Raw genomic sequence first — 17103 nt, forward strand, 5'->3', positions numbered from 1 at the left:
AATTGTTGATATCTTTCAAATCAAACCACAGATCAATCCCTTTGCCAAAACAACAAGTATGAGTAGGGTGGGCATTTTCAGCAAAACCTAGATCAAACCAGAATATGGTAGTGAATGCCCACCTTACAAATATCTAAGTTTTTTCAACAATCAAATTATGATTTCTATAGATGCAGTCGGTAATTTCCAAAATCGTGTAAATAATGCTCTACATCTAGGCAATAAAACTAAAATCGCTACTAGTGAGAGTAATATCACTATTGCCTAAACGGGCAAACTCAAACACTGTTCCTGTACCCAAAATATTACCATCCTGGTTATAGAATAAGCTGCCAGTACTTTGGCTATAAACTATCCGCGCATTACTAGCATTGACAAACTCATCATCAGTAACAACTGCAAAGTCAGTTAAAGTCTGTCCGGCACTATTAATAATAGCCTTGAAAGTATTTTTACTCAGCACAATCTTATCTTGTAAGGCTTCAAACTGGCTGATGTAGTCAACACCTAAGCTGGCAGTGAAAACACCTTCAGCTTGGAACAAATATTTATCCTTACCAACTCCGCCTGTGAGCATATCATCACCCAGACCGCCCCAAAGAGTGTCATCTCCTGCTAACCCTTGCAGTTGGTCATTACCATTACCGCCAGTGAGAAAGTTATTTAGTGCATTACCAGTGAGACGGTCATTGCCTGTACCACCAGTGGCATTTTCAATGACATTGTTGGCAGAAAGAGTGAGTTTGAGATTGCTATTAACTGTTTGTGTTGTAGTAATACCTAAATTTACATTGCTAGAAATAGTAGTACCGCGAAAGTCAATCGTATCAATTCCCCCTGTGGTGGTTTCCACAATCCTATCAGTCCCTAAAAGAGTAGTAGCGGTAAACGAATAGGTATCATTTCCATCTCCGCCTGTAAGGGTATTATTACCAGTATTCCCTTTGAGAATATTATTGCCTGCATTTCCTATGCCGTTGATTGCGGCTGTTCCTGTGAGGGTAAGGTTTTCAACGTTCGCTGTTAGGGTTGTCGTAACAGAGGTAACAAGAGTATCAGTAATAGTTGTCGTAACGCTTGTGGTTGTACCCAGACTGGCATTGATAGGAGATGTCAGCTTTAAAACAAAAGTCTCATCTGCTTCATTCAGAGAATTATTGAGAATTGGGATATTGATTACTTGACTAGTCACACCTGGGTTAAAAGTCAAAATTCCTGTGGTGGCGGTATAGTCGGAGCCTGCTGTGGCTGAAGCATTAGCAGTAGCATATTGCACGGTGATAGTTTGACTACTGGCGTTAGAAAGCGTAACGCTATAAGTCACGTTTTGAGCATTGCCTTCAACAATAGTCTGGTTAGCACTGAGGTTAATTTTAGGTTGCAAATCATCATTAACAATGGTTGCCGTAACGGGTGTGGTTGTGCCAATTATGTAACCACTCCCAGCAGCTAGAATTAAAGCGACAGTTTCATTACTTTCAAAAGTAGTGTCTGCGTTGGGGTCAATGGTGAGCGTTGCGGTATTTGCACCAGCAGCAAAGGTAATTGTGCCGGTTGTAGCTGTGAAACTCGCAGCACCCAATTGACGGTAGTCGTTATCAAAACTAGCTGTACCACCAACACTATAGTTAACCGTTAAGGCATTGGCAGTACTGCCGTTTCTAGTAAAGGTGTAAACTAAATTGCTGCTGCCATCTTCGTTAACACTAGTAGATGATAAGGCAAGACTGACGGTGGGATTAATGGGACTACTGACAATAGTGCCACTGATAAAATACTGTCCCAAACTGCCGTAATCTGTGTAGCCAGTAGAAAGCGGATCTCCTTTACCGACACCATCAATTGCTAAATAATAAGTTCCTGCCGCGACAGTTGTGGCGATCGCCGCAGATAATAGATCAGTGGGATTAGATGATGCAATTAAAGTCCCCGCAGAATTGTATAGCTTTGCTAATATATCTAGGTTAGGGCCACGACTAAAGGGGTCAACTGTTAAGTTAATCGTCCCAGCACCCGTGACAAAGCTATAGAAATCAACATCTGTGTTGCGCTCAATAATGCCACTACCAGTTACAGATGTACCAGAAATTGTTAGAGACTTTGCTGCGGCGATTGTATTACCGACATCATCGGTACGGTAGCCAAAACCATTGTAAGTGGTAATAATTTGCAAATCATCTTCAGTATTATTAGCAGAAGCGTACTCACCCTTACTCCACTGGGTTAAGTTTTGGTAGTACCCAGCACCCATAATTCCGGCCCAGCCAGTAACTCCGCTACCGTGTCCATTGTAGTATTCTTCTGCTGGGCTAATTCTTCCATCATGCTCAAGCCCTAAAGTATGACCTACTTCATGGGAAATAGCTTCAGCCGTATATTTTTCGCTATTTTGTAGGTTGTTACTAAATATATAGGCAGGAGTATCAGTATTATCGTTAAATGAATCCAGGTAAGCGACTCCCCCGGCTCCATTACCGAACCAATCATAACTACTACCGCCAATCACAACACGCACACCCCAGCGAGTGTCGGTAGAACTGCTCTTAATCAAGTCATTAATATCTGTTGGAGCTTGGGTGGTGACATTAACATTAAACGGGCTGAAATCCTCAGCAACACGCTGCCAAATATACTGGATTCTTTCAAGTTCCGCCGAACTAAAAGATGCTGTATTGCCATCAAAGTCAAAGGACGGAGTAACGATGTTAGCGCCACTTGTAAAATCTGTATTCCAGTAAGTCCCAGAGGTGGTATGCCCGTTGAAATCTAAATAAATTGTCTGGTTAGCACCTGCTAAACTATTGAGAGAGAAAGTCTTAGATAAATCTAAAGTAGCTGATATAGTTGAAGCTAACTGTGACGGTTGAGGGTTGACTAGATTTAAATTTACTGGAGCCAGCATACAAGACGAGCAACTACACCTTTGAGCATGTGCATTGTTGCTTTGAATAGCCTGAATTAAAGTTGGTTGCAGTATAGATGTAGGTGCTAGGTTTGTTGAGCTATTGTTCAGCACTAAATCAGCAAAAATTGTCCCTTTATCTCCAGGGCTGTCAATTGGTTGAATCAGACTATGAACAAAATTGCCGATTTCTTTTAATAAAACAGCTTTGATTGCTGTTGGTGTAGCTGTGGCAATAAAGCTATCAGACAGATAAATTTTATTGCTACCACTGGCAGCACCTGTATGAGTATCTTCAAAAATGCTATTACTAATAATTTCGATTTGTGGAAATTGACTAAAGTCTCCAGATTGCCATTGGGAATGTAAAGTAGCTGCAACTGTATGGTTGTATTCTGTCCCAAAAACAGTGTCGAATAAATTCCAAAAGTTTTTTAAATCAGAAAAATTGCTGAGTTGGTTGTATGTGAGCGAAACGGCGGGATTGAGAGCATTACTCATAAAATTAAGATCTACGCAACTATCACAAGCGATAGTAAAATTAGCTTTTACTATTGCTTGTCAAAGTTGCGTGAGTTTTTCCCAAGTAATTGAGCGATGTCCAAGGACAAGACGCTTCTCCTATCGGAGACGCTGCGCGAACGCGTCTACGCATCTATTACTAAACTCTTCTTGGTTGTACAATCCCAAGAGCGATGTAAACAAAGAATAAGCCAGATTTAAATTACTGATGTTATTGGCTACATTCTAATACTGCTATAATCTGCTTACCTGAGTTTATCTACTATTATTTTGAATCTGAATCGCAGATGATAATGTAATTTATTTTCTAAATAATTTAAATAATTCTACGTAATTTAAAAAAGTTTATATTAAAAATTCACCCGAAATAAATTTACTTAATTACTTTCAACGATTTATTTCATCAACTCAGAGAGCCATTTTGGAGTCAGTAAGTCCGTATAAAAAACTAGCTTATGTGAAAATACCGCTCAGTTTTATCTAAATTGACTGTAATTAATGAAATTATTTGTTTATGTAGAAAATGGAGAACACTTCGATAAGCTACTTCGGCTGCGCTTAGTACCAGTCACTACATCATCAATAACACCAAATAAGTCAAGTAGAAATTCACTTTTTTTTCTCAAAAATCAAAGATGATTCTTATAGATATTTCATGTTTTTGTCTAATCATCATAAGTTGCCATCAATAATAATATTCTCACTGCCAAATTCACTCCAAGTTACTATCTTTGAGCGCAAACTTATCTCACTTAATTCAGGCACTTAACTTTAGCAAATGCGTCACAATTAATCATCTTGGCTGGTTAATATTAGGAGGAAAGGATGAAAAAAGCAATTATTACTAAAACACTCATTACATCCATTGGTTTGTTCGCTTTGTTTGCGCCTAGCCAAGCATCTGCTCAATTAGTACCACAACCTTGGGTATCTGTTGGGAGCAAAGATGGCGATACAACTTATGCTGTGGGAGCTAGAGCCTTAAATTTAGGTGTGGAAGTGGGAAATGGCCCTGACGGTGCTACGGGAGTAGATGTGCTAAAGTTTATCAATTTACCAGTTATTTCTCCTTATGTAGGATTGGGATTATATTCTCAAGATAGAGGTCTTGCTGTTTCTGGTGGTGTTCAGGTAGGTGCTACAAAACACGTCTTTGTCGGTGCAGGTTATAATTCTGTCAGAGGCTTTAATGGACAATTAGGAATTAGATTTTAATTGTGTTAGGTAAGACTGAGCATTTTCTAGTCAAACCTTCATATAGTAGAAAATGCTCAGTAAAGTATGTGTAGAATTTAGTTATATGCTTTAATAAGCAGTTTTTATGATTTTAAGCCTTATTTAGCAGGTTAATATGGTGATAGCTTTGAACCATAGCATAAATCTTTAATTTACTCGAAGTTTTTAGGTTGGGACATCAATTAGTTTACTTAATTTTCTGACTATTTTAAAATTTGATTAGGGCTGCGATCGCTAGAAAAAATTTCTCTTCAATTTTACTATAATGTTCGGCAATTGGTTATAACGCAGTTAATATGGCGGCATCATCATTAACACTAGAGATTAAACTTATGGGCAAATCTGATCCCGCTAAGTAGTACTATGGCTTATGGCATTTATTTTAAGTGATGAATATCAGCATGACTTAATAACAAACTGCTGTAGTTACAAGTATTTCTTCTCCACAATTTATTTTATTAATCTAACAGGCATCCCTTTATGGAACAAGGGTTAAGGTTACTCATCCAACTTGTACTAGAGTTTGCACCTATAGTTGTCAATCTCGTACAAAAGAGAACATCAGAAGGTATAAATACAACAAATTATCAATTACCGCAAGTTATCGAAGAAATTATTGAATTTGTAAATATTACCACTAATAGCAAAAGTTCCGAAGATGAATTTCACCAAGAAAAACTCTTACAACAGAAATTAGCCGTTTATCAACGAGAAACACAATTACAAATTGCACAACAGCAAAGAGATACATCTCTTCAGTTACCAGAAATCAATAAAGTTTTGGATAGCTGGCCTTTAAGATTATATCCTTCGCAAATTTTAGAAACTCGGAAGATTCACACAAATACCCCTCTGAAAATTTTTCTCGCGCCACCACAAATTAAGTTTGACCAATTTGACAGCAATCCTGAAGAAATTTCGGAATTAGAAAGAATTTTAGCTGAAGGTTTGCGTGAATTTATTAATACTAATTATTCTCTGCATCACCCTACCAGACCAACAGAATTTTTAGCAGGTGCTTGGGATAGTAAACGTTTTCATAGTGAATCGAGTATTAAGGCTTTATTTAGTCTATTAAAAACAGAGCCAATTTTAATTTTAGAATCAGACCATGATGGTGATTATTTAAATTTTAGGATTGCTTATTGGGGTTTAGGTCAAGAAAATTATTTTTATAAAACTATTTCTCGGCTTCCATACAAAGAGATTTTGCAAGAGTTTGCTAAAAATCGGGCTTTAGAGTGGAAAAAAATTAGAGATGAATTAATCAATTTAGGTGAAGACTTAGAGGAAATTACTCAGTTAGGCGGTGATAATGTACATAATTTGGCAATTTTAGAAAAGGCAGAAAAATGGCAAGATAAAGGGATTGATATTAGTAAACTGTCTTGGAAATACCAAATAAATCAGCAGGATATTGCTAAGTTTTGTCAAGTATTAATTACCTGTCATTGTTTAGTTGCAGCTTGGGTAGCAGATGCTTATCACTTAGTTCATCATGATGTACCACCATTATTACCAGAGTTGTTACCTAGTTTTCTCAAAGATAGGCTAGATTTGCTCGCAGTACAGGCAATGTCAGAAGATAATATACTCCAGGTATATGCCGCAGGGTATCAACAAGTTTATCAAGCTCTGGAAAAAGAGCGTAGATATTGGGTTCCAGAGTTAGCTTTACAATTAGCGCAGAGTTTATCACATTTACCCGATCGCTCTTGGGCGCAAGAACAAGTAGATTATTCCATCAACACCTGGTTAGAATTGCGTCAAGTTAAAACTCAGGAATTTCCTCATCCTCTAGAAGCAATGCTATCTGCCATCAAAATAGAAGATGAGGAATATTTTGATAAACTCAAAGAATATTTTATGGCAGTGAGCGATCGCCAAAGTATTGCATCCACAGAAAAAATCTTACAGGCGATCGCCACCCTCAAACACAAACGCACCCTCGAATTTCCCGAACTCATCCACACCTTAACAGGATCATTCCGGTAAAGTTGCATCTGTGGCTATTAGTCCTGATGGTGAAACTGTCGTGAGTGGCTGTGCAGATCAAACAATTAATATCTGGAATTTGCAAACCGGAAAACAGATTAGAACTCTCACCGGTAATTTAGGCGAAGTTTCATCGGTGGCGATTAATTCTGATGGGAATTTTCTGGCGGTGGGAAGTTGTCAACATCCCAAAAGTAATGTTACAGTTTGGCAATTAACCACTGGTCAGTTAATCCACACTCTATTGGGTCATCAAAAACCAGTCAACGTTGTCGATATTAGTCCTGATGGGCAGATTCTCGCTAGTGGTAGTAACAAAATTAAAATTTGGAATTTACATAAAGGCGATCGCATTTGTACACTTTGGCATTCTTCAGCTGTTCATGCTGTCGCCATTAGTCCTGATGGTAGCATTTTAGCCAGTGGTAGTTCCGATAGCAAAATTAGGCTGTGGAACCCGCGCACAGGTGATCCCTTACGTACACTCACAGGTCATACAGGCGAGGTAAAATCAATCGCCATTAGTTCTGATGGACAACTGCTATTTAGCGGTAGTGCTGATACAACGATTAAAATTTGGCATTTGCTAACAGGTAAACTTTTGCAGACTCTCCACGGCCACTCAGATGCAGTCAAATCCATCACTCTGAGTTCTGATGGACAACGTTTATTTAGTGGTAGTGGCGATCGCACAATTAATATTTGGCGGATTGCGACAAATGAAATCCTCTACACACTCACCGGACATTCAGGAACTGTAAATTCTCTCGCTCTGAGTCCTGATGGTAAATTTTTAGTTAGTGGTAGTTCTGATAAAACAATCAAAATTTGGCAAGTTTAGCAAATTGCTGAATATAAACTTGAATACCTGATTTGTGTAAGAAGCTAATTTTTATGGTACTTACGTATAATTACTTATGATTTTAACAATATAATATTTGTTTTCCGATAAATTATTTAGACAAAATAAATTACTGATTAAATATTGATTAAAACCTTTATTGGGTGAGTAATAAACATGAAATTACTTTTCTATTACATACTTAAATATCCTTGCATAGGTATTGATTATAGTGATTTTATAAAGTTAAAGATTTGAATTAACATCTAGATATTTAAGAAAAGCTATGTCAAGATGATTTTCTAGCTTCAGATTTTTATCTTCGGAATTTTAGATGATAACTTTACAAGCTAGATTGAAAACTACTTGCGTTAAATTGCTGAAACAATATCTAAATCTAGAGTTAGTAATTTTTAGAAAAAATTGTAGTTTCTACAAGTTCCCAATACTTTGTAGAACTTCTCTCCTTTGAACATACTCTACCTTACGCTCAAGAGCTTGTTGAAATGGAAATAGCTTTTTGACCCTGCAAGATAGCCGGTAGCTTCTGATTTGAAGTATGCAGTTAGCTAATTAAACAATTATTTTTGTACTTCTCTTAAGATTACCAGATTACCAAATTATCAATTTAAAGATATGAAATTGCTAATCTTATAATTCTCTGTTTACAAGCTTCTACTTTGAACTTTCAGTTTTATCAGTGCTATCTATCTCCATCATATAATTTCGCATTTTTTGCACAAATACGTATCTGTAATTATAATGAATAATCAAAATTCTCCAACTCATAAAACAGTAGTTTCTCTAATCGATTTCGTTTTCCAGAAATATCATGATGAACTAGCTGTGATTATCGAAGATCAGCAGTTTACGTATAGTGAATTGCAGCAGCGAACAGAACAGTTATCTCAATACTTAACAGCACAAGGTTCGCTAAAACCAAACAGTTTAGTGGGATTGTGTATCGAACCTTCTTTTGAAATGGTGATTGCAATCTGCGCCATTTTAAAAGCAGGTGCAGCGTTTGTTCCTCTTGATCCTGATTTACCCCGTCAGCGACTTAGTTACATGATTGCTGATGCTAAATTAACCACGATTCTGACCCAGCAAAAGTTTGCCTTTGATATTGAGCCAGCAATGCGGCAGAGTGGTTTGGATGGACAAATGTGTTTTTTAGACACTCCTGCAGTCTGGGAACCTTTAACTACATCCTCTTCGTTACCTTCCGTAGAGCCTGACCAATTAGCTTACATTATCTACACATCTGGTTCTACAGGCGTTCCTAAAGGCGTAATGCTTACCCATCAAGGATTGCTAAATCTTGCAGAAGCTAGTTGTCACACTTTTAATATCCAACCAGGCTTGCGTTTACTTCAGTTTGCTTCTATCAGTTTTGATGCCGCCGTCTGGGAAATCTTCACAGCCTTATGTGGTGGTGCAACTTTAGTACTAGGTGCAAGAGAGCAAATGCTTCCTGGGCAACTCTTGGCAAATTTTCTCACAAAATATAGGGTGCAATGGGTGATGCTACCACCTTCTGTACTCGCAACACTCACAGCTTTTCGTAATTATTTGCCTGATTTACGAATGGTAGTAGTAGGTGGAGAAGCTTGCCCTGTCTCACTTGCCAAAGTCTGGGTTTCGCCGCACACGCGCTTTTTCAATGCTTATGGGCCAACAGAAATCACAGTTTGTTGCACAATGTACGAATTCAAGCAACAAGAAATGAGTCTGCCCATTGGCTATGCACTACCAAATATAGAGCTATACATTCTCAATGAAGAACTCCAACTTTGTCATAGTGGTGAAAAGGGAGAGCTATATGTAGGTGGTATGGGAGTAGCTAAAGGCTATCTAGACAAACCAGAAATTACAAGTTCTCGCTTTCTAGACAACCCTTTTGGTTTAGGTAAAATTTATAAAACAGGTGATATCGTTTACGAAGATCCACATCAACCTGGGCTGTTACACTATGCTGGTAGATCTGATCATCAGGTGAAAATTCGGGGCAAGCGTATAGAAATAGAAGCAATCGAAATGATACTTGCCCAACATCCTGGAGTACAGACAAATGCCGTTAAAGCAATTAGAAGTGTGCGAATAGAAAGTAGTGATGTGCCAGAAAATTATGGTGTATCAATGCTTGTTGCATACATCGTTCCCAAAGCTGGGCAGTTTTTAACAGAAAAGCACCTACAACGCTTTGCGGCTGAACAATTACCAGATTATATGGTGCCTACGCGTTTTGTGTTCATGGACGAATTACCTTTGCTATCTAATCGTAGTAAAGTAGACCGAAATGCTTTACCAGAATTGCCTCAAACACCATCTTTTGTTGCTGATACGATGGATAACTCTATCAAAATTGCGGTAGTTTTTGATGAAGCTTTAGAATTGCCTACTGGTACTTGCAAACCTCACACTAATTTCTTTGAAATGGGTGGCAGTTCCCTGTGTATAGCTCATGTCTTATATGGACTCGAACGCGATTTTGGTATCGCTATTCCTTCTCGCTTAATTTATGAGTATCCGACCCCATCAGATGTAGCCAGATTATTAGAGCAGTTTAAACTCAAAAGTGAAAGTGCTGCTAATGATAGATACATTGACTTACAAGCAGAAGCTGTACTTTCTCCTGATTTAAACACATCTCTTTGGCAAGAACCACCACAAGCTAAATATGACTGTGCATTAATTACAGGTACAACAGGTTTTCTCGGCGCACACTTGCTTGATGAACTACTGACAAGAGGTAGTTATCAGAAAATTTATTGTCTGATTCGGGCAGAAAACCAGACAGATGCAGTCGAAAGGCTGCGAGCAACCTTTATTCAATATCAACTACCAACGGCAAAACTGGCGCAGGTAAGTGTCATTAATGGCGATATTGAGCAACCACAGTTGCAACTGCCGACCCGATTATTTGACCAACTGGGTGAGGAAGTTGATCAAATTTATCATGTAGCTGCTGATACTAATTACATCAAACCTTACTCGCTGATCAAAAAATCCAATGTTGATGGGACTGCAAATATCCTGACTTTAGCAGCACATCGTCGTCATAAAACTTTGCATTACCTATCTACCCTAGCTGTTTATGGCTCAATTACATCTTTGCTAGGTATAACTGAAGTTGCAGAGGAGTTTGATATTGATTTGTGTGAAGGAATTATATCTGTAGAGTATGGATATGTACGGTCAAAATGGGTTGCGGAAAGGATGTTGCACTCAGCCCAAGCAAAAGGATTAGCCGTTTCTATTTACCGTCCTGGTTTTATTTCTGGACACAGACAAACCCAAGTTGCGAACCTCAATGATATGTTCTATCGCTTTGTCAGTGGTTGCATTCAGATGGGGATGTATCCCGATTTTCCTGAAAAACGTTGGGTGCCAACACCTGTAGACTATGTTGCTGAGGCGATCGCTCATCTTTCCTTAGATACAAAATATACAGGTGGTCAGTACAATATTCTGGTACCACCTGAAAAGGAATTAAGCCATCTAGAAATATTTGAATACCTGAAAGAGTTAGGCTATCCTCTACAAAAGATTTCTCCAAAAAACTGGTTAAATGCTTTGTCTACTTTGTCAACAACTAATCCCTTACATCCATTGATTTCTTTCTTCCAAGAGAAAGTCTATCAAGACCGCAGCACTATTTTAGAGGTACATCATCGCACTCCTGACTTCCAAACGAAAAATGTCCTTCAGGCGATCGAGGATACTAATATTGAGTGTCCAAAAATAGATAAGAATCTGATTAGACAATACCTACCCAACTTTGATAAACATTTCTCGACCAGACAACTCCAACATACTGCATCACTAAACTATTAGCCTAAAAATAGATTCCCGATTTTTATCAGCAGTCGGGAATCTAGATATTTCAATTTCATAAATAAATAGTCTTACTAGAATATCAAAATCTTTAATTTGTAACTCAAGAAAAAAATAGTTAATTTTTTTAACTATTTTTTGTTTATTCACAAAGGGAATAACAATGCTGACAGTTGATTTAATATCAGGGTATGAATTAAACGAAATGCTCCATGAAGGAGATGACACGATTATTTATCGTGCTAGGTCAGAATACGACAAACAATCGATCATTCTGAAAATTCTGAAAGCGGAATATCCTTCCATAGATGCGATCGCGCGTCTGAGACATGAATACAAAATTACAGAAAACCTAAATTTAGCAGGTGTTGTCAAGGTTTTAAGACTGGAAACCCACAAAAATCGCCTAGCGATCGTATTTGAAGATATTCATGGCTACTCTTTGAAACAACTGCTAAGTCAAAGCAGACAAGATTTAAAAAGTTTTATGAGCATTGCCATTCAATTAGCAAAAGCTCTAGTCTCAGTACATGATTGCCATATTATTCATAAAGATATTAAACCTGCCAACATCATCATTAACCCAGAAACTGGGCTTGTCAAACTGACTGATTTTAGTATTGCCTCCCGTTTAGATAAAGAAATACCCCAACTAGCTAACCCCAATCAACTAGAAGGCACTCTTGTTTATATGTCCCCGGAACAAACCGGGAGAATGAACCGCAACCTTGACTATCGGAGTGATTTTTATTCTCTTGGGGTGACTTTCTATGAAATGCTTACCAAGCAATTACCTTTTCAAAGTCATGACCCCCTAGAGTTAGTTTACTCTCATATTGCTAAAGAACCTACAGAAATTGAATTATTAAATCCCGAAATTCCTAGTGCTATCTCGTTTCTGGTAAAGAAACTGATGGCAAAAAATGCTGAAGACCGCTATCAAACAGCTAAAGGATTGTTGGCAGATTTAGAAATATGTCAAGAACAGTTAGAAACAACAGGGGAAATCTGTAATTTCACACCTGGTCGTTTAGATATTTTAAGTCAATTGCTAATTCCCCAAAAGCTTTATGGCAGAGAAAGTCAAGTTAATTCTTTTTTAGAAGCTTTTGAGCGAGTTAGTCAAGGCAAGCGTGAACTTATTTTAGTTTCTGGCTATTCAGGAATTGGTAAATCTTCTGTAGTGAATGAGGTAAATAAACCGATCACTCGTGCCAAAGGCTTCTTTATTAGTGGTAAATTTGACCAATTTCAACGGAATGTTCCCTATGCCTCATTGATTCAGGCTTTTAGTTCATTAATGAGGCAATTGCTTACAGAAGATGATACTAAGTTTGAAATATGGCGGCGTAAAATTTTAGCAGCTGTTAAGTCTTATGGAAAAGTTATTATTGATGTAATTCCAGAAGTGGAATTGGTCATTGGCAAACAACCAGAAGTAGCTCAACTCAGCGCAGCAGAATCACAAAATCGCTTTAATCGTGTTTTTACAGACTTTATCCGCGTGTTTGCCACAAAAGATCACCCTTTGGTAATCTTTTTAGATGACTTGCAATGGAGTGATTCAGCTACCCTCAAGTTAATACAATTACTCATTACTGACCACAAAACTCAATATTTACTTTTAATAGGTGCTTATCGAAATAATGAAGTTACAATTACACATCCTTTAATCCAAACAATAGAAGAAATTAATAAAAGCCATAATCTTGTTCAGGATATTGTCTTACAAGCTCTATCTGTTGATAATTATCATCAATTAATTGCTGATACACTGAATGAAAATTCAGATAAAATCAAACCATTAGTAGATTTACTTTACAATAAGACAGCAGGAAATCCATTTTTTTTAACACAGTTATTACTTGCATTACATCAAGATAATTTATTTAATTTTGAATTTCACACTGGTTTATGGCAGTGGGATATAGACAAAATTCAAACAATTGGAATTATTGATAAACGCATCGTAGAATTAATTGCTAGTAGAATTAAAAACCTGCCGATCGCTACACAAGAAATATTGAAATTAGCTGCTTGTATTGGTAATAGATTTTCTCTAGATATTCTGTCTATTGTTAGCGGTAAATCACCCACAACTACGGCAAGTGATCTGTACGCGGCCTTGCAATGTGGATTAATTTTACCTTTGAGTGATGCTTATCGCATACCCTTAGTTTTTGAACAGGAGGAATCTGCTAAATTAACTTTTGATTCCAAGCAGATTAGTTATAAGTTTTTACACGATCGCATTCAGCAAGCTGCTTATTCATTAATTCCTGAAAATCAAAAACAAGGAACTCATTTACAAATAGGTCGTTTGTTACTAGAACAGACACCTGCTGAATTATTGTCAGAAAATATTTTAGATATTGTTAATCAGCTGAATGTTGGTTGGGATTTATTAACTCAACAATTACAAAAATATGAACTAGCCAAACTTAATCTGCTCGCTGGTAAAAAAGCAAAAGCGGCTACTGCGTATGAGGCGGCTGCAAGATATTTGAATATAGGCTTAAAGTTGTTAACAGCAGATAGTTGGCAAAAATATTATGAACTAACATTGAACTTATATACTGAAACTACAGAGATAGAGTATTTAAATGGTAATTTTGAACAGTCTAATCATTTAGGGAATATTGCTATAAATCGAGCCAATAATATTCTAGATAAGGTAAAACTATATGAAGTAAAAATGCTAACTTACATGGCACAAAATCAGATGCCAGAAGTTTTAGAAATTGGTGTAAAAGCCTTGAGAGAATTAGGTGTAATATTACCAAATAACCCTACACAATTACATGTTTTATCAGCCTTAACAGAGACAAAAATAGGATTAATAGGTAAACCAATAGAAAAGTTAGCTTTGTTACCTGATATGTCTGATCCTTATAAACTAGCAGCGATGCAAATTTTATTGCAAATTGTGCCAGCGGCTAGTCAGGCAGGCTCTTTTCTGTTTGTGTTATCTGTATTGGCGATGGTGAGATTATCTATTAAATACGGTAAATCACCTGTTTCAGCTTATGGTTATGCAGCTTATGGAACTATTTTAACTGATAAATTTAACCAAGTTGAAACAGGATATAAATTAGGAAAGCTGGCAGTAGATTTACTGGCAAATATGAATGATAACTCAATAAAAGCTACTGTTTACTTTGTCAATAATGGAACGATTAGCTTTTATAAAGAACATCTGAAAGATACAATCTCACCGCTTTTAGAGGGGATGCAGAGTGGCTTAGAATTAGGTAATATAGAAAATGCTGGTTATTGTGCTGTAATTGCGGGCTATCATGCTTTACTTTCGGGAGAAAATTTAGAATCTGTAGATCAGAAAATATCTGGCTATGTTGATTTAATGCAGAAATTAAAGTTGCAATCTCTAGGGGTAGCTACAAGCATGTTCAGACAAGTAGCTTTAAATTTGCAAGCAAAGACATCACAAAAAGCTGTTTTAATTGGTGAGGCTTTTGATGAAATTACAATGGCAGCAGAGTTATTAAAAAATTACTCTTTTAAAGGATTTTATTATGGATGTAAAACCATAGTATGTTATTTATTTGGTGAATATGCACTAGCAATTGAAAATGCCGTATTAGCTGAAAAAACTCATGCCGATAATGTAGGATTACTAATTTATACTGCTAATAATTTCTATCATTCTTTAGCTCTGACAGCACTGTGTAATCAGGCTTTACCTTTACAAAAGAAGCAATATTTAAAACAAGTAACAGCTAATCAACATAAAATGAAAAAATGGGCTATACAAGCACCATGTAACTTCCAGCATAAATATGAGCTAGTAGAAGCAGAAAAAGCTAGAGTATTAGGTAAATTTCAAGTAGCCACAGACTTATATGATCGGGCTATTGCAGGAGCAAAGAAGCATGGTTATGTTGCCGAAGAAGCTTTAGCTAATGAATTAGCAGCTAAATGTTATATAGATTTTGGTAAAGAAAAAATTGCCAAAATGTACATAACTGAAGCTTATTATGGTTATATTCATTGGGGAGCTATAGCGAAAGTTCAATACTTAGATGAACACTATAATAATTTAATTATTCGTAGTGTAAATTGGAAACAATCAGCAATCGATGTTACCCGAACGATCGCTACAACAAAAATCAACTATTCAGGAACGACAAGTAACAACGATGGTATTTTAGATCTAGGGACAATCCTGAAAGCTTCACAAGCAATTAGTAGCGAAATAGTGCTAGATAAACTCCTAGAGAAACTTTTGCAGATAATTCTCGAAAATGCTGCTGCTCAAAAGGGTTGTCTGATTTTACTTAAAGATAATGAATTATTCCTAGAAGCCGTCAATAGTATAGATAGCAATTCGATTATTCTGCCATCAATTCCGGTAAAAGCAAGTAAAGATATTCCAGTACCTATAGTTGAATACGTTGCTAGAACGCAAGAAGTTTTAGTGATAAATGATGCTCTTGCGGAGCCTAATTATCAATCAAATCTTTATATCCAACAGCACAAACCAATTTCAATATTATGTAACCCTATCTTCTATCAAGGGAAATTTATTGGAATTTTGTACCTAGAAAATAAACTCATTGCCAGTGCATTCACGAAAGAAAATATCAAGGTTTTGAATTTAATTACATCTCAAGCAGCTATTTCTTTAGAGAACTCTCGGCTATATCAGCAAGCTCAAAACTACGCCAAACAATTAGAATCTTCTCTGTCTGACCTCACAGAAATGCAGTTGCAATTAGTACAGAGTGAGAAAATGTCTACTTTGGGCAATTTAGTTTCAGGTATAGCGCATGAAATTAATAATCCCATCGGCTTTATTATTGGTAATTTAAAACCTGCAAGTGAATATATCCAAGATTTATTAAAAGTAATTGACTTGTATGAAAATTACTATCCTCAACCTGCACCAGAAATAACAAAAACTTTGCGCGATGTAGATGTAGAATATGTGCGGGAAGACTTGCCTAAATTAATTGCTTCGATGCAAGAGGGAATCAATCGGATTTATGATGTCAGCCTCAGTTTGCGTACATTCTCCAGAGGCGATACTCAAAAACCAAGTATTTGTAATCTTCATGAAATTTTTGATAGTACAATTTTAATTCTCAAACACCGCCTCAAGGCTTCACAAGCTCGTCCCGCAATTGAAGTTGTCAAAAATTATGACGACATTCCATTAGTGCGGTGTTTTCCTGGTCAACTTAGCCAAGTATTTATGAATTTAATAGCCAATGCTATTGATGCTTTAGAAGAGTCAAATATAGGACGCAATATAGATGAGATCAAAGCTCATCCCAATCGCATTATGCTCACTACCAAACTTAATGAGGAGCATAAAAGTGTATTAATTTATATTAAAGATAATGGAATTGGGATGACTCCTGAAGTTAAGCAGAAAATTTTTGATCACCTATTTACAACTAAACCAGTAGGTAAAGGAACTGGTTTGGGATTAGCGATCGCTCGTCAAATTATCATTGAAAAACATGGTGGAAGTATTGAGGTGAATTCTGTACCTGGGCAAGGAACAGAGTTTATTATCCAGTTACCACTGTAAATAAACTTCCTCACAAAATACTCAACTTTCTAGCATAACATCTAGACAGTGATGTATATAAATGTTAATTTAATAGCCATTTTGCCCCAGAGTGGGCAGAAAACTTCCTTTATTTCTGTGGCCAGTGGTTCTATATAGCTTTATTTAATGTAAAGAATTACTAATTTGTTCTCATTTAGTAGATATCACTTTGTTATGATAAAAACATATTTACTA

General features: G+C 36.7%; 4 protein-coding genes and 1 pseudogene. 4 read left to right on the forward strand and 1 reads right to left on the reverse strand.

Going from position 1 to position 17103, the window contains the following annotated elements; all coding sequences use genetic code 11:
* Positions 1-214: 214 nt before the first annotated feature.
* Positions 215-3403, reverse strand: a complete 3189-nt coding sequence (locus AC504W_RS21345) for a Calx-beta domain-containing protein (protein ID WP_494874223.1) — start codon at positions 3401-3403, stop codon at positions 215-217.
* A gap of 846 nt (positions 3404-4249) precedes the next feature.
* Here AC504W_RS21345 and AC504W_RS21350 point away from each other — a divergent pair.
* From AC504W_RS21350 to AC504W_RS21365, 4 genes and pseudogenes are all read left to right on the forward strand, one after another.
* Positions 4250-4639, forward strand: coding sequence for a hypothetical protein (locus tag AC504W_RS21350; protein WP_494874224.1), 390 nt, complete (start codon positions 4250-4252; stop codon positions 4637-4639).
* Positions 4640-5140: 501 nt separating this feature from the next.
* Positions 5141-7496, forward strand: a pseudogene (locus tag AC504W_RS21355) (WD40 repeat domain-containing protein).
* 762 nt (positions 7497-8258) lie between these two features.
* Positions 8259-11333: a non-ribosomal peptide synthetase gene (locus AC504W_RS21360; RefSeq protein WP_494874226.1), complete on the forward strand. Its 3075-nt coding sequence runs from the start codon at positions 8259-8261 to the stop codon at positions 11331-11333.
* 163 nt (positions 11334-11496) lie between these two features.
* A complete protein-coding gene (locus tag AC504W_RS21365) occupies positions 11497-16887 on the forward strand; it encodes a trifunctional serine/threonine-protein kinase/ATP-binding protein/sensor histidine kinase (protein WP_494874227.1) in 5391 nt (1796 codons plus the stop codon).
* Positions 16888-17103: the final 216 nt, after the last annotated feature.

Source organism: Nostoc sp. C96 (assembly GCF_059384975.1).

Coding starts and splice junctions, on each gene's coding strand:
- AC504W_RS21345 (WP_494874223.1), bottom strand. CDS start 3,403: ATGAGTAATGCTCTCAATCCCGCCGTTTCGCTCACATACAACCAACTC.
- AC504W_RS21350 (WP_494874224.1), top strand. CDS start 4,250: ATGAAAAAAGCAATTATTACTAAAACACTCATTACATCCATTGGTTTG.
- AC504W_RS21360 (WP_494874226.1), top strand. CDS start 8,259: ATGAATAATCAAAATTCTCCAACTCATAAAACAGTAGTTTCTCTAATC.
- AC504W_RS21365 (WP_494874227.1), top strand. CDS start 11,497: ATGCTGACAGTTGATTTAATATCAGGGTATGAATTAAACGAAATGCTC.